This window comes from Rossellomorea sp. NPDC071047 (assembly GCF_050270195.1).
GTDB lineage: Bacteria > Bacillota > Bacilli > Bacillales > Bacillaceae_B > Rossellomorea.
In genome coordinates this window covers 1,350,333-1,370,986 of sequence record NZ_JBNNJT010000001.1, presented here as the reverse complement: position 1 = coordinate 1,370,986, position 20,654 = coordinate 1,350,333, and the positions used below count along the sequence as shown (strand labels likewise).

General features: G+C 43.1%; 19 protein-coding genes. 18 read left to right on the top strand and 1 reads right to left on the bottom strand.

The window, feature by feature from the left end; translation table 11 throughout:
- Positions 1 to 93: 93 nt before the first annotated feature.
- The 13 genes from ACQKFO_RS07030 (at position 94) to pyrE (ending at position 13,722) form a co-directional block, all read left to right on the top strand.
- Positions 94 to 375: a hypothetical protein gene (locus ACQKFO_RS07030; protein WP_427597604.1), complete on the top strand. Its 282-nt coding sequence runs from the start codon at positions 94 to 96 to the stop codon at positions 373 to 375.
- A gap of 108 nt (positions 376 to 483) precedes the next feature.
- Positions 484 to 978: a signal peptidase II gene (gene lspA, locus ACQKFO_RS07025; RefSeq protein ID WP_427597603.1), complete on the top strand. Its 495-nt coding sequence runs from the start codon at positions 484 to 486 to the stop codon at positions 976 to 978.
- Positions 950 to 1,861: an RluA family pseudouridine synthase gene (locus ACQKFO_RS07020; RefSeq protein WP_427597602.1), complete on the top strand. Its 912-nt coding sequence runs from the start codon at positions 950 to 952 to the stop codon at positions 1,859 to 1,861. The genes lspA and ACQKFO_RS07020 overlap by 29 nt, the downstream gene beginning before the upstream one ends.
- Positions 1,862 to 2,048: 187 nt before the next feature.
- A complete protein-coding gene (pyrR, locus tag ACQKFO_RS07015; RefSeq protein WP_113968281.1) occupies positions 2,049 to 2,594 on the top strand; it encodes a bifunctional pyr operon transcriptional regulator/uracil phosphoribosyltransferase PyrR in 546 nt (181 codons plus the stop codon).
- Between the two features lie 148 nt (positions 2,595 to 2,742).
- A complete protein-coding gene (locus ACQKFO_RS07010) occupies positions 2,743 to 4,074 on the top strand; it encodes a uracil-xanthine permease family protein (RefSeq protein ID WP_427597601.1) in 1,332 nt (443 codons plus the stop codon).
- Positions 4,075 to 4,236: 162 nt separating this feature from the next.
- A complete protein-coding gene (locus tag ACQKFO_RS07005; RefSeq protein ID WP_427597814.1) occupies positions 4,237 to 5,115 on the top strand; it encodes an aspartate carbamoyltransferase catalytic subunit in 879 nt (292 codons plus the stop codon).
- A 16-nt stretch (positions 5,116 to 5,131) separates the two neighbouring features.
- On the top strand, positions 5,132 to 6,418 hold the full coding sequence (locus tag ACQKFO_RS07000) for a dihydroorotase (protein WP_427597600.1): 1,287 nt from the start codon (positions 5,132 to 5,134) through the stop codon (positions 6,416 to 6,418).
- The gene (locus ACQKFO_RS06995) at positions 6,415 to 7,506 is read left to right on the top strand and encodes a carbamoyl phosphate synthase small subunit (protein ID WP_427597599.1); all 1,092 of its coding nucleotides are present in this window, start codon (positions 6,415 to 6,417) and stop codon (positions 7,504 to 7,506) included. The genes ACQKFO_RS07000 and ACQKFO_RS06995 overlap by 4 nt, the downstream gene beginning before the upstream one ends.
- Complete coding sequence (carB, locus tag ACQKFO_RS06990) at positions 7,499 to 10,711, top strand: carbamoyl-phosphate synthase large subunit (RefSeq protein WP_427597598.1); 3,213 nt, start codon at positions 7,499 to 7,501, stop codon at positions 10,709 to 10,711. Before ACQKFO_RS06995 ends, carB begins: the two co-directional genes overlap by 8 nt.
- Positions 10,708 to 11,481, top strand: a complete 774-nt coding sequence (locus ACQKFO_RS06985) for a dihydroorotate dehydrogenase electron transfer subunit (protein ID WP_427597597.1) — start codon at positions 10,708 to 10,710, stop codon at positions 11,479 to 11,481. The genes carB and ACQKFO_RS06985 overlap by 4 nt, the downstream gene beginning before the upstream one ends.
- Entirely contained in the window at positions 11,478 to 12,419 is a 942-nt protein-coding gene (locus ACQKFO_RS06980; protein WP_427597596.1) for a dihydroorotate dehydrogenase, read from the top strand. Before ACQKFO_RS06985 ends, ACQKFO_RS06980 begins: the two co-directional genes overlap by 4 nt.
- Positions 12,391 to 13,098: an orotidine-5'-phosphate decarboxylase gene (pyrF, locus tag ACQKFO_RS06975; RefSeq protein WP_427597595.1), complete on the top strand. Its 708-nt coding sequence runs from the start codon at positions 12,391 to 12,393 to the stop codon at positions 13,096 to 13,098. The genes ACQKFO_RS06980 and pyrF overlap by 29 nt, the downstream gene beginning before the upstream one ends.
- Complete coding sequence (gene pyrE / locus ACQKFO_RS06970; protein WP_427597593.1) at positions 13,099 to 13,722, top strand: orotate phosphoribosyltransferase; 624 nt, start codon at positions 13,099 to 13,101, stop codon at positions 13,720 to 13,722.
- 102 nt (positions 13,723 to 13,824) lie between these two features.
- Here pyrE and ACQKFO_RS06965 read toward each other — a convergent pair whose 3' ends face one another.
- Positions 13,825 to 15,528 (bottom strand): Rqc2 family fibronectin-binding protein, encoded by a 1,704-nt coding sequence (locus ACQKFO_RS06965; protein ID WP_427597591.1) that lies wholly within the window; start codon positions 15,526 to 15,528, stop codon positions 13,825 to 13,827.
- A 212-nt stretch (positions 15,529 to 15,740) separates the two neighbouring features.
- Between ACQKFO_RS06965 and ACQKFO_RS06960 the strand changes: the two genes are divergently transcribed.
- From ACQKFO_RS06960 to rpoZ, 5 genes are all read left to right on the top strand, one after another.
- The gene (locus ACQKFO_RS06960; RefSeq protein ID WP_427597590.1) at positions 15,741 to 18,422 is read left to right on the top strand and encodes a cation-translocating P-type ATPase; all 2,682 of its coding nucleotides are present in this window, start codon (positions 15,741 to 15,743) and stop codon (positions 18,420 to 18,422) included.
- Between the two features lie 124 nt (positions 18,423 to 18,546).
- On the top strand, positions 18,547 to 19,422 hold the full coding sequence (locus tag ACQKFO_RS06955; protein WP_427597812.1) for a YicC/YloC family endoribonuclease: 876 nt from the start codon (positions 18,547 to 18,549) through the stop codon (positions 19,420 to 19,422).
- A gap of 56 nt (positions 19,423 to 19,478) precedes the next feature.
- The gene (remA, locus tag ACQKFO_RS06950; RefSeq protein ID WP_044337446.1) at positions 19,479 to 19,751 is read left to right on the top strand and encodes an extracellular matrix/biofilm regulator RemA; all 273 of its coding nucleotides are present in this window, start codon (positions 19,479 to 19,481) and stop codon (positions 19,749 to 19,751) included.
- On the top strand, positions 19,752 to 20,366 hold the full coding sequence (gmk, locus tag ACQKFO_RS06945; protein ID WP_427597589.1) for a guanylate kinase: 615 nt from the start codon (positions 19,752 to 19,754) through the stop codon (positions 20,364 to 20,366).
- The gene (gene rpoZ, locus ACQKFO_RS06940; RefSeq protein WP_113968268.1) at positions 20,367 to 20,588 is read left to right on the top strand and encodes a DNA-directed RNA polymerase subunit omega; all 222 of its coding nucleotides are present in this window, start codon (positions 20,367 to 20,369) and stop codon (positions 20,586 to 20,588) included. It begins immediately after the preceding gene.
- Positions 20,589 to 20,654 lie beyond the last annotated feature (66 nt).

The window sequence follows — 20,654 nt, the reverse complement described above, 5'->3', positions numbered from 1 at the left end:
TTTTATTTTTTCTTTTCTAATTCCAAAATTGCTATATCTTGCAACACAATTTTCAGGTGTGTTTCCCCCATACTATAAATGGAGGGATCAAAGATGACATATGACCGATACACATCCATTGTTCAAGAGCTTACAACATCCTTGCAAGAGCTAGAGGCAAGTCGATCTCATCATCCTTTAATCCAGCAGTATATTGATGATGAAATTACAGAAGTGAAACAAGCCCTAAATCGTGTTAGAGATAATCAATACGGCTATTGTGAAATGAGCGGAGAAGAAATCCCATTTGATTTCATAAAGATGAACCCGACATGCACAACGCTTCATGGTGCATTGGAATGGAGACGATTTGGAAAGATCTCATCTTATTCCTGAGAACTTAAGAGCGGGTTTCATCGTTCTCATTTAGTTTAAGTGTCTTTATTTCCCCTTTTATGCTAAAATGCAAAGGTAATCATTTTACGATGTTCGGAGGTTGCCTTTGTGTTTTATTATTTATTGGCTTTGGTTGTGATTGGACTCGATCAATTAACAAAATGGTTGGTTGTGAAACGAATGACAGAAGGGGAAAGTATAAAGATCATAGAAGATTTTTTATATCTTACTTCTCATCGGAATCAAGGTGCAGCATGGGGAATACTTCAAGGGCAAATGTGGTTTTTTTACATTATTACAGTAGTAGTGATTGTAGGTATCGTGTATTATATGCAAGTCCATGCTAAGGGGCAATCTTTATTCAGTTTAAGTTTAGCCTTTATGCTTGGTGGAGCTATTGGAAACTTTATTGACCGAGTCTTTCGAAAAGAAGTGGTTGATTTCTTAAATACATACATCTTTTCCTATGATTTTCCGATCTTTAATATTGCCGATGCAGCATTAACCATTGGAGTAGCATTGTTACTAATTTACATGTATTTAGACGAACGAAAAGCAAAGAAGGAGAACAAAAATGGAAGTAATTCAGCACAACATACTTGAGGAAGACAAGGGAGAACGAATTGATAAAGTCGTAAGTCAGTTGAACAAGGAATGGTCCCGTTCACAGGTTCAACAATGGATAAAAGAAGGTCATATTAAAGTGAATGGTGAGGCAGTCAAACCTAATTTCAAATGTCCAGCGGAAGCAGTAATCGAGGTTTCGATCCCGGAACCCGAAGAGTTGGATGTAGAGCCGGAAGACCTCAATCTTGACATTGCCTATGAAGATGGGGATGTCATTGTTGTAAACAAGCCAAAGGGAATGGTCGTTCACCCTGCACCTGGTCACTATTCAGGGACAATGGTGAATGGATTGATGTATCACTGTAAGGATTTATCCGGCATTAACGGAGTCCTAAGACCGGGGATCGTCCACCGTATAGATAAGGACACTTCCGGCTTACTGATGGTGGCTAAAAATGACATGGCTCACGAGCATTTGGTAAATCAGCTTGTAGCAAAGTCCGTAACAAGAAAATATACAGCCATCGTACATGGCCTTATTCCCCACGAATACGGCACCATTGATGCTCCGATCGGAAGAGACCCCAAAGATCGCCAAAGTATGGCTGTAGTGGATAACGGCAAACAAGCGGTTACACACTTCAGAGTGCTGGATCGCTATAAAGATTTCACATTGGTCGAATGTGAGTTGGAGACGGGTCGAACGCATCAAATCCGTGTGCACATGAAGTATATCGGCTTCCCGCTTGCGGGGGATCCAAAGTATGGACCACGAAAGACATTGAGCATAGAAGGACAGGCCCTTCACGCTGGTGTGTTAGGTTTTGTCCACCCGAGAACAGAAGAATATATGGAATTCCACACGGAGTTACCTCCGGAGTTCACTAAACTTGTGAAGTATCTTGAAAATAATCGTTGACAAATTTCGACTGGACCTTTATGATTTAGTTAATTGAATAAGAAACCTTTAATACGGTCCCGTGAGGCTGAGAAGGAGCATGTACGACCAAATCATATTGGCGTGCAATCAGATTATAACGATAACTGTGCCCTCTCATCCATACGGTGAGAGGGATTTTTTATTATAAAGAAACGAGGTGGCGTAAATGACTAAAAAAGCTACGGTTCTGGATCAACCAGCCATTCGAAGGGCGCTGACAAGAATAGCCCATGAAATCATCGAGCGTAACAAAGGAATTGAAGATTGTATTCTGGTTGGTATCAAAACAAGAGGCATTTACATCGCTAATCGATTAGCCGAGCGAATACATGATATTGAAGGTGAGCAAATTCCCGTAGGGGAAATAGATATCACCCTATACCGGGATGACTTATCAAAGAAAACAGAGGATCATGAACCAGAAGTCAAAGGTTCTGACCTGCCTGTGGATATTACCAACAAAAAAGTCATCCTCGTAGACGATGTATTATTTACAGGAAGAACGGTCCGGGCAGGTTTGGACGCATTGATGGATCTTGGACGACCAAGTCAAATTCAACTTGCAGTCCTGGTTGACCGGGGACATAGAGAATTACCGATAAGGGCTGACTTTGTCGGAAAGAATATTCCTACATCAAGCTCTGAAAAAATCATGGTCGCCTTAACAGAGGTCGATCAGGAAGATATCGTTGCAATTCACGAAAAAGAATAACGTAAGTCCTTTTAAGAGTGGTCCCGTGAGGCTGACAAAGGATGGGAATGAAGGTAGAAATAGACCTTCTTGTACCCTCTTTGTGCCCTCTTTAGGACAAAGAGGGTTTTTTTATGGGGAAATTTGGGTATTAGAGGAGGAAACATAAATGAATCAAAATCATCAGGTTGTGTTAGACGTAGAAGAAATACCGAAGTTAGGAAAATGGATTACTTTGAGTATACAGCATCTATTCGCCATGTTTGGGGCTACTGTGTTAGTTCCATTCCTGGTAGGGCTAAGCCCCGGGGTTGCCCTTATCTCAAGTGGATTAGGCACACTCGCTTACCTCTTGATCACAAGGGGAAGAATACCTGCTTACTTAGGATCATCCTTTGCATTCATCGCACCTATCTTAGCTGCAAAGAGCTTTGGAGGTCCCGAGGCGGCCATGATGGGAAGCTTTCTGGCCGGGATCGTTTACGGGATAGTAGCATTGCTCATCTCAAAGCTCGGGCTGAAATGGCTTGTGCGGATTCTTCCGCCGATAGTTGTTGGCCCTGTGATAATGGTTATAGGATTAGGACTGGCGGGAACGGCTGTTAACATGGCCATGTATGAAAATCCTGGAGCAGAAGAATTGGTTTACAGCAACACACACTTCATGGTAGCTCTTGCCACTCTGGGCATTACCGTGATTTGCTCGATATACTTTAAAGGCTTTCTCGGAATGGTACCAATCTTAGCCGGAATCGTTGGAGGGTATATCATAGCGGTTTTTGCGGGATTAGTGAACTTTCAACAAGTGTTGGATGCGCCGCTCTTACAAATGCCGGACTTCTTTATCCCATTCGTTGACTACACGCCAAGCTTTTCTTGGGAAATCGTGTCCATCATGGTACCTGTTGCCCTCGTAACCTTGGCAGAGCATACTGGAGACCAGATGGTTCTAAGTAAAGTAGTAGGACGAAACTTCATTGAAAAACCAGGTCTTCACCGCTCCATTCTTGGGGATGGGGTAGCAACTGTGATTGCATCCTTCCTCGGTGGACCACCTAATACAACGTATGGTGAAAACATTGGAGTATTAGCCATAACACGGGTATTCAGCGTTTTCGTAATTGGAGGAGCCGCGGTTCTTGCCATCATGTTCGGGTTTATCGGGAAGATAACAGCCTTGATTGGATCGATACCATCAGCCGTCATGGGTGGAGTGTCCATCCTTTTGTTCGGAATCATCGCCTCTAGTGGACTGCGCATGCTGATTGATAACAAAGTGGACTTAGGAAACAAGCGAAACCTGGTGATTTCCTCAGTGATCCTGGTGATCGGGGTAGGAGGGGCATTCGTGAAGGTCAACGAGCAGGTGTCCTTATCAGGAATGGCTCTTGCAGCGATTGTCGGAGTTCTCCTAAACCTTTTCTTACCAGGCAGAGAAGAAAGCGAAGGGGCAAACAACTTATTCGAAGAAGAAAATGCTAAACATGATGATGTTGCATAGAAGCACCTTTTAACATGGTCCAGAGAGTCTAAGAAGGGTGAATTTGAACAAGACAGGCACGTGGGATATTTCGCACTGTCCCTGTTGGCATGTTCAAAAACACCCTGTCAGAAAATTGACAGGGTGTTTTTTTGAAAGAAGAGTAGAAAGGGTTGTCCCATGATGAAGAACTTGTTGACAATGAATGATTTATCAAAAGAGGAAATCATTGAAATATTAGATGCGGCTGAACGCTTTAAAGAGGGAGAAACATGGAAGGAAGGCTCCAATAAATATGTAGCCAATCTTTTCTTCGAGGCAAGTACCCGGACGAAATGCAGTTTTGAAATGGCGGAAAGGAAGCTTGGGCTTGAGGTCATTCCATTTGAAGCACAGACTTCAAGTGTACAAAAGGGAGAAAGCTTGTATGACACGGTGAAAACATTAGAAAGCATCGGTGTCGAAACCGTCGTCATCCGGCACTCAATTGAACGTTATTTCGATGAACTTGCATCACTTAACATAAGCGTCATCAACGGAGGCGATGGATGTGGGAATCATCCTACACAATGCCTTCTGGACCTGATGACCATTCGTCAGGAATTTGGAGGGTTTGAAGGTCTGAAGGTATCGATCATTGGAGACATTGCCCATAGCCGGGTGGCAAGATCCAATGCAGAAGCGTTAACAAAGCTGGGAGCAGAAGTGATGTTCTCCGGACCAAAGGACTGGTTCCCATCACAGGATCGACATCAATATATGCCGATAGATAAATGTAGAGCAGATTCCGATGTGGTCATGTTACTGAGAATACAACATGAGCGACACGATAGTACATCAAGCTTATCGAAAGAGGAGTACCATGAAAGCTTTGGCTTGACGGAAAGTCGAAAAGCACGAATGAAACCAACCGGTATCATTCTTCATCCGGCACCGGTCAACCGTGGAGTTGAAATTGCAGATTCATTGGTGGAATGTGATCAATCAAGAATCTTTAAGCAGATGGAAAATGGAGTATACGTCAGAATGGCTGTTTTAAAGAGAGCACTTGAAATCAACTAACTAGGGGGAATTTGAAATGAATTGGTTAATCCGAAATGCACGTATTCTAGCAAAGAATGGTGATCTTGAAATCGTGGATGTGAAAGTGGAGAATCAAAAAATCATCGAGATGGGAACAGATCTCAAACGCACCGATCACCGGGAATTTCAAGCAGATGGGTTATTGATTTCCCCAGGATTTGTTGATCTTCATGTCCATTTAAGAGAACCGGGGGGCGAACACAAAGAAACGATCGAAACGGGAACAAAAGCGGCTGCTAAGGGTGGTTTCACGACCATCGCTGCAATGCCCAATACAAGACCTGTACCTGACTCAGTAGAAAATCTGCAAGCCCTTAACAAGAAAATCTCTGAAACAGCCAGTGTTCGCGTGTTACCTTATGCCGCCATCACTGAGAGACAAATTGGGAAAACGCTAAATGACTTACCTTCCTTAAAAGAAAATGGGGCATTTGCATTCACAGATGACGGGGTAGGGGTGCAATCGGCAGGCATGATGTTTGAAGCCATGAAGAAGGCAGCCGGTATCAATGCATCCATAGTGGCCCACTGTGAAGATAACACCTTGATTTATGGGGGGGCGGTCCATGATGGAACATTTTCCAAAGAGCATAATCTGAAAGGAATACCTTCCATCTGTGAAGCCGTACATATATCCCGGGATGTGCTGCTGGCAGAAGCAGCAGGCGTACATTATCACGTATGTCATATCTCAACGAAAGAGTCAGTAAGAGTGGTCCGCGATGCTAAAAAAGCCGGGATCAATGTGACAGCTGAAGTAACACCACACCATCTTCTCCTATGCGAAGAAGATATTCCGGGACTTGATCCGAATTTCAAAATGAACCCGCCTCTTAGAAGCAAAGGAGATCAGCGAGCGTTAATAGAAGGGTTGCTGGATGGCACCATCGACTTTATCGCGACGGATCATGCACCTCATACAGAAGCAGAGAAATCAGAAGGGATGCAGCTCGCCCCTTTCGGAATTGTTGGATTGGAAACAGCCTTCCCGTTACTTTACACTCGCTTTGTAGAGAAGGGGATCTTCACGTTAAAACAGCTAATTGATTGGATGACGATTAAACCAAGTAAAGCCTTTAACCTTCCGTTTGGACTACTAGAAGTAGGAGGAGAAGCTGATTTTACACTTATAGATTTAAATGAACAAAAGGTGATTGATCCATCTGAATTTTTATCAAAAGGAAAAAACACTCCATTTAAAGAATGGGAGTGCAGAGGCTTTCCGAAAGCTACTTTTTATCAGGGATCTCTTGTATGGAATGAAGGAGGAAACGAACAATGAAAAGACAACTCATTTTAGACGATGGAACGGTATTCGTAGGAGAAGGCTTTGGAGCGAACAAAGAAACGATCGGAGAAGTGGTTTTCAACACCAGTATGACAGGATATCAGGAAATTCTATCAGACCCATCATACTGTGGACAGCTTGTCACTTTAACCTATCCCCTTGTAGGGAACTACGGGATCAATCGCGACGATTTTGAGTCCATCACCCCGGCCATCAAAGCGTTCATTGTGAGAGAAGTTGCTGATTTTCCTTCTAATTGGAGAAATGAATCAACATTGGATGAATTATTAAAAGTAAAAGGAATTCCAGGAATTTCAGATATCGATACAAGGAAGTTAACAAGGATTATCAGACAGCACGGGGCAATGAAAGGCATCATTTGTTCAGCCGAGTTGGATCCAAAAGAAATGCTTGAGAAATTGCATGATACTGCTCTAAGATCCGATCAAGTCATGCAGGTTTCAACGAAAACAGCATATGCCAGTCCGGGAAGAGGATATCGGGTCGTGTTAATGGACTTTGGGATGAAGCACGGAATCCTGAGAGAATTAAACAAGCGTGGTTGTGACGTGATTGTGGTTCCTTACCATACATCAGCGGAAGAGATTCGTCGTTTGCAGCCTGACGGGATCATGCTCTCAAATGGACCGGGGGATCCGAAAGATGTACCGGAAGCGATAGAAACGATTAAAGAGCTATTGGGAGAAATTCCTCTCTTCGGAATTTGTTTAGGGCATCAATTATTTGCTCTCGCATGTGGAGGCGACTCCTTCAAAATGAAATTTGGTCACAGAGGAGGCAACCATCCCGTAAAAGATTTGAAAACTGGGAAAGTAGCACTGACATCCCAGAACCACGGTTATGCTGTAGATGAAAAGTCGTTGGCAGGAACCAGGCTTCAAGTCACTCATATGGCCATCAATGATGAAACAGTAGAAGGTTTAAAGCATTTAGACTTCCCTGCCTTTACGGTTCAATATCACCCGGAAGCATCTCCTGGCCCTGAGGATTCAAATTACTTATTCGATGATTTCTTACAACTTATGAAAGAAGAGAAAAGAAAGGAGCTTCAACATGCCTAAACGTACAGACATTAAAAGCATCTTAGTTATCGGGAGCGGACCCATCATCATAGGACAGGCGGCAGAGTTCGATTACGCGGGGACTCAAGCGTGCATCGCCTTAAAAGAGGAAGGGTACCGTGTCATCCTCGTAAATTCAAACCCTGCCACGATTATGACCGACGCTGAAATGGCAGATAAAGTGTATATCGAACCACTGACACTGGAGTTTGTCAGTAGAATCATCCGTAAAGAACGCCCGGATGCGGTTCTTCCTACATTAGGTGGTCAAACGGGATTAAACCTGGCTGTTGAACTCGCTAAATCAGGAGTGTTAGAAGAATGTGGAGTGGAAATTCTCGGAACGAAGCTTTCGGCAATCGAGAAGGCAGAAGATCGTGACTTATTTAGAAACTTAATGAATGAACTCGGAGAGCCGGTTCCTGAGAGCGAAATCATCCGAACGGTTGATGAAGCGTTTCATTTCGTAGAAAGCGTCGGTTTTCCAGTAATCGTAAGGCCAGCCTACACGCTGGGTGGGACAGGCGGAGGGATCTGTCACAATGAAGAAGAATTAATCGAAATTGTAACCTCTGGCCTAAAGTATAGCCCGGTAACTCAATGTCTACTGGAAAAAAGTATCGCAGGTTTTAAAGAGATAGAATACGAGGTTATGAGAGATGCTGCGGATAATGCCATCGTGGTATGTAATATGGAGAACATCGACCCGGTGGGAATCCATACGGGAGATTCGATTGTCGTAGCTCCAAGTCAAACCCTAAGTGACCGGGAGTATCAAATGCTCCGTAATACAAGCTTGAAGATCATCCGGGCATTAGGGATTGAAGGGGGCTGTAACGTCCAGCTTGCCCTCGATCCGGACAGCTTCCAGTATTACATCATCGAAGTGAATCCAAGGGTGAGCCGTTCCTCTGCACTTGCATCTAAAGCAACGGGATATCCAATTGCCAAGCTTGCAGCAAAAATTGCAGTGGGACTTACCCTGGATGAAATGATGAATCCTGTAACAGGGAAAACATATGCATCATTCGAACCTGCACTGGACTATGTAGTGACCAAAATCCCAAGATGGCCGTTTGATAAATTTGAAGCTGCCAAGCGTAATCTGGGAACGCAAATGAAAGCTACCGGTGAAGTCATGGCGATTGGCCGAACGTTCGAAGAGTCACTTCTTAAAGCGATTCGTTCACTAGAAAGCAATACGTATCATATGGAGTTAAGTGATGCTGAACAATTTACAGACGAGTGGATTGAGAAAAGAATCCGCAAAGCAGGAGATGAACGACTCTTCTATATCGGGGAAGCACTTAGAAGAGGAGTGACGATTGAAACCATTCATGATTGGAGCAAAATCGATCTTTTCTTCCTGTATAAAATGAATAGAATCGTAGAATTCGAAAAGGAATTAACCTTACACCCCTTCAATCTTGAGCTGGGTCATAAAGCAAAACGAATGGGCTTTTCAGACATTACCATTGCCAAGCTATGGAGTAGTACAGAAGCAGAATTGTATAACTGGAGAAAAGAAAATGATTTAACACCAGTCTATAAAATGGTAGATACATGTGCTGCGGAGTTTGAATCAGAAACTCCTTACTTCTATGGAACCTATGAGGACGAGAATGAATCCAGGGTCACTTCCCGGGAGAGCGTCATCGTTCTAGGGTCAGGGCCGATCAGGATCGGTCAGGGAGTAGAGTTTGATTACGCAACCGTACACTCCGTCTGGGCCATTAAAGAGGCAGGGTATGAAGCGATCATCGTGAATAACAATCCTGAAACGGTTTCGACTGACTTCAGCATCTCGGATAAACTATACTTTGAACCTCTCACGGTAGAAGATGTCATGCACATCATTGATCTTGAGAAGCCTAAGGGAGTTGTCGTGCAGTTTGGTGGGCAAACAGCGATCAATCTGGCAGATGAGCTGGTGAGAAGAGGAGTCACGATTCTCGGTACATCCCTTGAAGATTTAGATCGTGCAGAAAACAGGGATAAATTCGAACACACTCTGAACGAACTAGGTATTCCTCAACCTGAAGGGAAGACAGCGGTATCAGTTGAAGGAGCCATTTCCATTGCTGAACATATCGGATATCCGGTGCTGGTCAGACCGTCTTACGTCCTTGGTGGAAGAGCTATGGAAATTGTTTACCGAGAAGAAGAGCTGCTTCAATACATGAAGAATGCAGTAAAGGTCAACCCGCAGCATCCTGTTTTAATCGACCGTTACCTGATCGGGAAAGAAATTGAAGTGGATGCCATTTCTGACGGAGTAGACGTAGTCGTGCCTGGAATCATGGAGCATATCGAACGGGCTGGGGTTCACTCAGGAGATTCCATTGCGGTGTATCCTCCACAGCAGCTGACAGAGGAACAGAAGCAAACCATTGTCGATTACACGACACGACTCGCAAAAGGGCTAAACATCGTTGGGTTACTGAATATCCAATATGTCATCTCGAAAGGCGAAGTATTTGTACTGGAAGTGAACCCACGCTCCAGTCGTACAGTGCCATTCATCAGTAAAATCACCAATGTACCTATGGCGAACATTGCAACCAAGTCCATCCTTGGGATCTCCCTGAAGGATCAAGGATATGAATCAGGACTAATACCTGAAAAACATGGTGTCTATGTAAAGGTTCCTGTCTTCTCCTTTGCCAAGCTAAGACGGGTGGACATCACTTTAGGGCCTGAAATGAAATCAACGGGTGAGGTAATGGGGAAAGACCTTACTCTGGAAAAAGCCCTCTACAAAGGAATGGTTGCTGCAGGAATGCAAATGAAAGAATATGGGTCTGTACTTATGACCGTAGCTGATAAAGACAAAGACGAAGCGGTTCTCCTGGCGAAGCGATTTATCGATATCGGGTATCAAATCCTTGCCACAAAAGGTACGGCCGAGCACCTGACAAAAGCAAATATTGCCGTACGTGAAGTGGATAAAATCGGATCCAGCGGACCAACCCTATTGGATATCATCCAAAGTGGAGAAACACAGCTGGTCATCAATACCTTGACAAAAGGAAAACAACCTGCCCGGGACGGATTTAGAATCCGTAGAGAATCAGTTGAAAACGGCATCCCATGTCTTACATCACTCGATACAGCAGAAGCCATCCTGCGAGTGATTGAATCCATGACATTCTCTGCTGAGGCGCTTCCATCACAACCGAAGACGAGAGAGGCGGTTTTTCAATGATCGTAAATGAAAAGATGGCGGTGCTTTCTCATGAAAGAATAGCTGAAAACATCTTTGAATTAGTTCTACAAGGGGAATTGGTTAACGAGATCAAGGCTCCTGGACAATTTGTCCATATAAAAGTGGGAACGGGAATCGACCCTTTACTGAGGAGGCCGATTTCCATCGCCTCCCATAACCATGATGAACTCACAATGACATTGATCTACCGAGCTGAAGGAAATGGGACGAAAATTCTTTCACAAGCGAAAAGTGGAGAAATGATAGATGTTTTAGGACCTCTTGGAAATGGGTTCACAGTGGAAAGTGACAGTAGGACCGCTCTATTAGTAGGTGGGGGAATTGGAGTTCCTCCCCTCTATGGTCTTTCAAAAAAGCTGGTTGAAAAAGGTTGGGTCGTGAAGCACATCCTCGGTTTTCAAACTGAATCAGTGAGCTTTTATGTAAACAAGTTCAGAGAATTGGGGGAAACCTTTGTCGCAACAGTGGACGGAACGCTCGGAACTTCCGGGTTCGTAACAGATATCATTCATAAAAAATCTCCGGATTTTGATGTGTTCTACTCATGTGGTCCGACACCTATGCTGAAAGCACTTCAATCCCAATTGGGTGACAGACGCGGATTCGTTTCTTTAGAAGAGCGAATGGGATGCGGAATCGGCGCTTGCTTCGCTTGTGTTTGTCACAAACAGGATGATCCACAAGGGTCAAGCTACGTGAAAGTTTGCAGTGACGGACCTGTATTTCCAGTAGGGGTGGTGCTTTTATGAAATCATTAAAAATCGAATTACCGGGATTATCATTAAAAAACCCGGTCATGCCGGCATCAGGCTGCTTTGGCTTTGGTCGTGAATACAGTCAATTCTATGATTTAAGCGAGCTCGGGGCTATCATGATCAAAGCGACGACGGAAGAAGCGCGTTTTGGAAATCCGACCCCACGCGTTGCAGAAACGAATGCAGGGATGCTCAACGCAATAGGATTACAAAATCCCGGACTCACAGGGGTGATGGAAAACGAACTTCCATGGCTCTCCAAGTACGATGTACCGATCATAGCTAATGTGGCGGGGTCTCAGATGGAGGATTACGTGGAAGTGGCAAGAGTCATCTCAACCGCCAAAAACGTTAAGGCCCTTGAATTGAATATCTCCTGTCCAAATGTAAAAACAGGGGGAATTGCCTTTGGTACCATCCCCGAAGTGGCAAAAGAATTGACCGAGAGAGTAAAAGAAGTCTCGCAGGTCCCGTTATATGTTAAGTTATCACCGAATGTCTCCAATATTGTCGACATGGCCAAGGCTGTTGAGGCAGGGGGGGCAGACGGCCTGACAATGATCAATACACTCCTTGGGATGAGGCTGGATATGAAGACAGGAAAGCCGATCCTGGCAAATAAGACAGGGGGATTGTCCGGACCAGCCATTAAACCAGTCGCGATCCGCATGATTTATGAAGTAAGTCAACAGGTGGACCTTCCGATTATCGGAATGGGGGGCATACAAACTGCTGAGGATGTGATTGAATATTTTTACGCAGGGGCAAGTGCCATCGCCGTCGGAACAGCAAACTTCGTGGATCCATTCGTGTGTCAACGGATCATTAAAGATTTACCGCCATTACTTGATGAACTGGGAGTGGAGCATATATCCCAATTGACCGGAAGGAGCTGGGGGAAACATGAATCAAAAACCGTTTATAGCTCTTGATTTCCCAACATGGGAGAAGACATCATTCTTCTTAGATCAATTTTCAGAGAGTTTAAATGTAAAAGTCGGCATGGAGCTATACCTTCAAAATGGACCGGTTATCATCGAAAAGATCTTAAATAAAAATCATCGTATTTTCCTGGACTTGAAGCTACATGACATTCCCAATACAGTATACGGCGCCATGAAGGGACTTGCCGGATTCGACCTTGACCTGATCAATGTGCATGCTGCAGGTGGCGGTATGATGATGGAAAGGGCGTTAGAGGGTTTACATGCCGGCACGCCTGCTAATCATTCACGCCCAAAATTGATTGCCGTCACTCAATTAACCTCAACAACGGAAGAACAAATGCAGGAAGAGCAACTAATACCTAAAACGATCAATGAGTCTGTCTTACATTATGCAACACTCGCAAAAATGGCTGGCCTTGATGGAGTGGTATGTTCTCCTCACGAATCCTCTCTAATAAAAGAACATTGTGGTGAAGATTTTATTCGGGTCACTCCGGGGATCAGGTTGGCAGATGATCAAAAAGGAGACCAAAAAAGAGTCACCACACCATATATGGCAAAAGAAATGGGGTCTTCCTATATTGTCGTGGGAAGAAGTATTACAGGAACGAGTAACCCGGTTGAAACATATGAACGAATCGTACATGAATGGGAGGGCCTCTAAATGAAACAAGAAATCGCCAAAAAATTATTAGACATCGAAGCCGTATTTTTAAACCCGTCGGAGCCATTTACATGGTCATCGGGAATAAAGTCCCCAATCTACTGTGATAATCGACTGACCTTATCTTATCCTGCTGTGCGGGATGAAATATCTACGGGTCTTGTCGAGATTATTAAAGATCAGTTCCCCGATGTGGAAGTCATTGCAGGGACTGCAACAGCTGGAATTCCGCATGCTGCATGGGTAAGTGAAAAACTGAACCTGCCAATGTGTTATGTTCGCTCGAAAGCGAAAGCTCACGGAAAAGGAAAGCAAATTGAAGGGAAAGCTGCTCCTGGTCAAAAAGTGGTCGTAGTTGAAGATCTCATCTCGACAGGCGGAAGCTGTATCACAGCTGTGAACGCCTTAAGAGAAGCGGGCTGCAACGTATTAGGGGTGGCTGCCATTTTCACCTACGAGTTAGAGAAAGGGAAAAGCATGCTTGAAGATCACGACATTAAAGCATATGCTCTATCCGATTACACAAGCTTATTGGATGTAGCGCTTCAAAACTCGATCATTCGGGAAGAAGAACTGGAACAATTGAAGCTTTGGAGTGAAAATCCGGAGAAATGGGGCAGTTAAGGTGGAAAGCAACTCTTTTGTGAGTTGCTTTTAGTTTTTTTATGAGGGGAAATCAAAAGCACTCCCACCCTTTTCAGACTGGAAGTGCTTCTTTAATAAATATCAATTCTTCAGCGAACGGACCAAATCCAAATCAGGTGTCACATACACCGTTTGCTGTCCTTCGTAAATGACAAAGCCGGGCTTGGCTCCTTTTGGTTTCTTTACCTGTTTGACTTCAGTGAAATCAACAGGCACCGAGCTTGATTCCCTTGCTTTACTAAAGTAGGCAGCAATTTTAGCTGCTTCCTTAATCGTCTCCTCGGAAGGGTCTGGACTCTTGATTACAACGTGGGAGCCTGGAATATCTTTCGTATGAAGCCATATATCCTCTTTACCTGCGACTTTGTTGGTTAAATAATCATTTTGTTTATTGTTTTTTCCGACCAGGATTTGTGTTCCGTCGCTGGAAGTGTAGTTTTCCAGAACAGGTTTCACATGGGCCTTTTTCTTTTTCGTTTGTTTACGGACCCTCAGGTAGCCTTCTTCTTCCAGTTCTTCTCTTATTTCTTCAACGTCTTTTGTTGAGGCCGATTCTAATTGTTGAAGTAATTGTTCTAAGTAGACAATCTCTTCGTCGGCTTTTTCAATTTGCTCATGAACGATTTTTACTGCATTCTTTGCTTTTTGATAGCGTGAAAAATAGTTTTGGGCATTTTCTGATGGAGACTTTTGCGGGTTGAGGGGGATGATGATACTTTCCCCGTTTTCATCATAATAATTTACCACGCTAACCTCAGTCATTCCTCGTTCAACCGCATATAAATTAGACGTAAGGAGTTCACCAAGCAATTGATACCGATCTGCCTGCTGGGCATCCTCCAGCGTCTTTTTTAATTTTTCAATTTTATTTACATTTTTATCCCGTTCGTTTCGGATGAAACGTTCCAAGTCGTTTCCTTGTTGCTTCACCCGGTCCCGTGCAGCCTTCTGATAGAAGAAACGGTCCAATAATTCACTTAACGAAGGAAAGCTTTGTTTCTCTCCTTTCAGATGTTCAAGATCCATCCAGTAAAACGTTTCTTTCTCGCCGCTAATGAGGGTTGGTGTAGTGTCATTAGATTTAGCATACTGAATCAATTTTAAGAATGATTCAGAAATCGTAGACTGGTTACCAATTCCTGCACGGTGAACAACCTCTTTTGCATAAAGAGGAGAAATGCCTGCAAAAGCTTGGACAATCTGCTTATCCAGTTTGCCGGAGTTAAAGTCCAGTGCTCTCAGCACATCTTCACTGGTAGCAATAAGTGGATTATTTTTATCTTGTTGAGGTGGTAAAACATACGGATGACCAGGCAAAACTGTACGGTGTGTATTCATACTTGGTGAAATATGTTTGATACTATCCAGAATCATATTTCGTTCTTTGTCAACTAGAATGATGTTACTATGGCGTCCCATTACTTCGATGATCAATTGTTTGTACGAAATATCGCCGATTTCATTTCTGCCCTTCACTTCAATTATGATCATCCGATCCAGTTCAACCTGTTTGATACCCTCTACAATATATCCTTCCAGATGCTTTCGCAGGAGCATACAGAACATGGGAGGGACAGAAGGATTTTCATAGTTTTCTTTTGTAATTTGTACCCTTGAATAACTTGGGTGGGCGGATAGTAAAACTTTATGATTTTTTCCGTTCGCCCGGATGATCATGATGATTTCATTTTTATAAGGTTGATGTATTTTGTTAATGCGTCCATTCAATAAGTTCTCATTCAATTCTTTCGTCATGCTTCTAGTAAATAATCCATCAAATGACATATATAACATCCTTTGCTTTAAACGATTTCGGTGTATTTTAAATCTGCCAGGCTTGATCTTGGTATCTCTGTATCAAATGTAACCGATTTTACCCCTCTCACAGGTAAAATGCAAAACATACGTAAATCATATCATTTTTTAGGACGAGTCTGAATAAGAATGCTAAGAGAAGGACAACTTTTCGTATCGTAGGAGGAGAGTGACATGGTTGCATGAAATTTCATGAGATGAGACAAGAGGACATAGAGCAGTCATTAAATACCAATTATCAAGAGGGTCTTTCAACGGATGACGTAGAAAAGAGACGGAAACAATTTGGGTACAATCAATTGGAGGAGGCTGAGAAGCAGTCAGCTTTGTTATTATTTTTCAGTCAATTTAAGGACTTTATGGTTCTTGTGTTATTGGCAGCCACACTCATTTCAGGATTACTGGGAGAATACATCGATGCGATTGCCATCATAGCCATTGTGTTAATAAACGGATTTTTAGGTTTTTTTCAAGAACGTAAAGCTGAGAGGTCCCTACAGGCATTAAAGGAACTTTCGGCACCTCAGGTTTCGGTGTTGAGAGATGGTAAGTGGGTGAAAGTTGTTTCTAAAGAGGTCATTATCGGTGATATCATCCGCTTTGGAAGCGGTGATCGGATCGGGGCAGATGTGCGCCTCATTGAAACGAACAATCTGGAAATAGAAGAATCTGCTTTAACAGGGGAATCTGTACCTGTCGCAAAATCGACGAACCCCGTCAATGGTGAAAATATGAGTCTCGGAGACTTAGAGAATATGGCTTTTATGGGGACGATGGTCACTAGGGGGAATGGTATTGGGGTCGTTACTTCGATCGGAATGAAGACAGCCATGGGTCAAATCGCTGATATGATTCAAAAAGCTGAAACGATGATAACCCCACTTCAAAGAAAACTTGAAGAATTAGGGAAAATACTGATATCGGTTGCCCTCGTATTAACGGCGTTGGTCGTAGGAATCGGTGTGATACAGGGTCACGATATGTACACTATGTTCTTAGCTGGGGTTTCTTTGGCAGTTGCGGCCATTCCAGAAGGTCTACCTGCTATTGTAACCGTTGCCCTTTCCCTCGGCGTTCAGCGAATGATCAAGAAGAAAGCGATCGTCCGAAAGCTGCCGGCTGTTGAAACATTAGGCTGTGCATCGGTTATTTGCTCAGATAAAACAGGAACTCTGACTCAAAATAAAATGACGGTAACACACCTCTGGAGTGGAGGCAGGACGTGGACGGTAACAGGGACCGGATATGAACCGGATGGCCAATTTTACAGCGGAGAACAGAGGGTAACACCTCACAGTGAGAATGCCCTTCAACAATTATTAACTTTTGGTATGCTATGCAATCATGCGGAACTCGTAACACGTGAAGAAAACTTTGTGGTTGATGGGGATCCTACAGAAGGGGCTCTTCTTGTGGCGGGATTGAAAGCTGGATTAAGCCGGGAATCCCTGCAGAAGAAGTTTACGATTGTCAAAGAATTCCCCTTTGATTCCACAAGAAAGATGATGAGTATCATCGTTGTCGACCAAAACGGGAAACACTTCTCTGTAACGAAAGGTGCTCCTGACGTTTTAGTCGGCAAAAGCGAATCCATCTTGTGGGAAGGAAGACTTCAATATAAATCAACTGAAATATTCCAAAAAGTTGAAGAGGCAATCAGTGAAATGTCGTCCAATGCTCTCCGGAACATTGCGATTGCTTATAAACCCCTAAATGAAAGATCCATCGAAGGGATTAAGGAAAATGACATTGAAGAAGGGGTAACCTTCATTGGCTTACAAGGTATGATTGATCCTCCCAGACCTGAAGTGAAGCAGGCAGTGAAAGAGTGTCGTGCAGCCGGGATTAAGACGGTGATGATTACAGGTGATCATATTCTAACGGCTAAAGCGATTGCCAAACAACTCGGAATCTTAAAAAACAAAGATCGCGTTCTGGATGGAAAAGCGTTGAATCAAATGGAAGTGCATGAACTGGAAGAAATCGTCGAAGAAGTTTCGGTTTTCGCACGTGTTTCTCCTGAGCATAAATTAAAAATCGTCAAAGCCCTGCAAAACAGGGGACATGTGGTGGCGATGACCGGAGATGGAGTAAATGATGCTCCGGCAATAAAATCTTCGGATATTGGAGTAGCTATGGGCATTACCGGGACAGATGTAGCCAAAGAATCTTCCTCACTTGTCCTATTGGATGATAACTTTGCAACGATAAAATCAGCAATCCAGGAAGGCAGAAACATCTATGAAAATATCAGAAAGTTTATTCGGTATCTGCTGGCATCGAATGTAGGGGAAATTCTCGTTATGCTATTTGCCATGCTCCTGGCCCTTCCACTTCCATTGGTGCCGATTCAGATTCTTTGGGTGAACCTTGTGACAGATGGGCTTCCTGCCATGGCACTTGGTCTTGATAAACCGGAAGATGATGTCATGAAGAGAAAACCAAGGCATCCAAAAGAAGGCGTGTTTGCCAGAGGATTAGGCTGGAAGGTAGTTTCAAGGGGGTTCTTAATCGGAGGTGTCACTCTACTTGCATTCATGTTGTCGTATAAGACTCACCCCGATCACTTGGCGTATGCCCAAACCGTTGCCTTTGCTACATTGGTTATGGCACAACTCATTCATGTTTTTGACTGTCGAAGTGAAGTTTCTGTCTTTTCAAGAAATCCCTTCGGAAACATGTATCTAGTGTGGGCCGTGTTATCTTCACTCGTTTTGATGCTTCTCGTGATATACATCCCATCCTTGCAGCCGATCTTCCATACAGTACCGATCGTGTTAAAGGACTGGTTCTTGATCATTGGTTTAAGCTCGGTTCCAACGTTTTTACTGGCAGGGTCATTTTTTGCAAGAAAAAAACAGTGAAATGTGGTATAATCCAAAAGGTAATAGAGAATATCCTCTATTACCTTTTTTATATAGTGAGAGTGCAAGCATGAAATCAGTTGATCTACATACGAATATCGTCAAAAGATTGGATGTGATCGTAATGGTTGTCAGTATGACAGGCTTTGGAAGAAGCAAAGTAGACTCTGAACAACATTCTGTAACGGTTGAAATGAAATCCGTAAATCACAGGTTTAGTGAATGTTTCATAAGGATGCCCCGACAATTAATGAAACTTGAGGATAAAATTAAAAAACAAGTATCCCAGTCCATTAAGAGAGGGAAAGTTGATATTTTCATCACCATTACCGGTGATGGCCTAGTACATAAAAATCTACATATTGACTGGAAGCTCATTCAAGATTATTATCAGTTAGTAAATAAAGTGAAAGAAACCTTCTCCCTAAAAGATGAACTGCAATTATCCCACCTCTTAAATAGAGAAGAGTTTGTGATGATCGAAGAAATGGAAGAGGAAAACGAAGAGCTTGAACAATTGGTGTTAAAAGCTGTAGAACAAGCGGCGAATGAACTTAGGCAAATGCGTGAAAAAGAAGGAGAGCTCCTTAAGAAAGATTTTCTAACTCATCTCAATTATTTTGAGACCAAGATTGGCGAACTTACCGATCATGCTCCTGAACTGGTCGATCAGTATAGAGAACGGTTAAGAAAAAGGATTCTTGAATACAATGAAACTTCCTTCGATGAAAGTCGTTTGCTCACTGAAGTTGCCATTTTTGCTGATAAATCGGATATTACCGAGGAACTGACGAGATTAGAAAGTCATATTCAGTACTTTCATTCCTCATTGACCGGTGAAGGACCTGTAGGCAGGAAGCTGGATTTCATGATTCAGGAAATGAACCGGGAAGTGAACACGATTGGTTCGAAAGCAAACGATTCCTTCATTGCCACGATTGTTGTGGAACTGAAATCAACACTGGAGAAGCTAAGGGAACAAGTGCAAAATGTAGAATAAGAAGTTTAGTTTCCTGTCATTCCGGCGAAACTAAACTATTGATTAGGAGGAGCGTTATGTCGATTAAGCTCATCAATATAGGATTTGGAAACATTGTTTCAGCTAACCGGATCATCTCAATTGTAAGCCCCGAATCAGCACCGATCAAACGCCTGATTCAAGATGCAAGAGACCGGGGAACACTCGTTGATGCTACATACGGAAGAAGAACAAGGGCGGTTATTATTACGGATAGCGATCACGTTATTCTTTCAGCTGTTCAACCCGAAACCGTTGCTCATCGTTTAACTGATAAAGAGGATATAGTAGAAGAAGGGCAGGGTAAATAAATGAAAGAAAAAGGATTGCTGATCGTTCTTTCCGGACCTTCAGGTGTAGGAAAAGGAACCGTTCGTAAAGCGATTTTTTCCCAAGAAGATACTAAGTTTGAATATTCCATCTCCATGACCACTCGTAACCCCCGTGAAGGAGAAGTGGATGGTGTAGATTATTTCTTTAAATCAAGAGAAGAGTTTGAAGTACTTATAGAAGAAGGCAAACTGCTGGAGTATGCAGAGTTCGTTGGAAACTATTATGGGACTCCTGTTGATTACGTTCGAGAAACCCTTGATGCAGGAAGAGATGTTTTTCTTGAAATTGAAGTACAAGGTGCACAGCAGGTCAGGGATAAATTCCCTGAAGGTTTATTTATCTTCCTGGCACCCCCTAGTCTTTCTGAACTTCAGAATCGCCTCGTAACAAGAGGAACCGAAACGGATGATTTGATCCAGGGTAGAATGAATACTGCAAGAAAAGAAATTGAAATGATGAATCTGTATGATTACATTGTTGAAAATGATCAAATAGAACATGCGGTAGGTAAGATTAAATCCATTGTTCAAGCAGAACATTGCAAACGGGAAAGAGTGCAACAACGATACTTAAATATGCTGGAGGTTGAATAAATGTTAAACCCATCCATTGATTCATTAATGAAGAAAATCGATTCGAAATATTCGTTAGTCAGTATTGCTGCTAAGAGAGCAAGAAACCTGCAAGATACCGGGGATTACCGATTGAACCAATATGAGTCTCATAAGTTTGTAGGAAAAGCTCTTGAAGAAATTCAGGCCGGTCAATTATCTATGAAAGAAAGAGATGCCAAAGCGGTTTATGCTGATGAATAAGCGTCATCATGTTTAATGAAAAACTCTAGGGGGGTTGACTCGAAAGATTTCAAGATCTTTCGGGAC